The following is a 221-nucleotide window of genomic DNA, read 5'->3' on the forward strand; positions in this document are numbered from 1 at the left end:
CTACCTGACCACCTGTGTCGGTTTGGGGTACGATTCCATATAATCTGAAGCTTAGAGGCTTTTCCTGGAAGTATGGCATCAACAACTTCATCACCGTAGTGACTCGTCTCGTGTCTCAGTCTTAACAGCAACCCGGATTTACCTAAGTCGCCAACCTACTCACTTTCACATGGACTACCAACGCCATGCTTGTTTAGCCTGCTCCGTCCCCCCATCGCAAT

The 221-nt window shown here is 49.3% G+C and carries 1 rRNA gene; it reads right to left on the reverse strand.

Annotated elements, in window-relative coordinates:
* Positions 1–221, reverse strand: a 23S ribosomal RNA gene (locus H5159_RS20910); the annotation flags it as partial.

Origin of the sequence: Pseudoalteromonas sp. SG43-1 (genome assembly GCF_014164415.1) — a bacterium.
Lineage (GTDB): Bacteria > Pseudomonadota > Gammaproteobacteria > Enterobacterales > Alteromonadaceae > Pseudoalteromonas > Pseudoalteromonas distincta.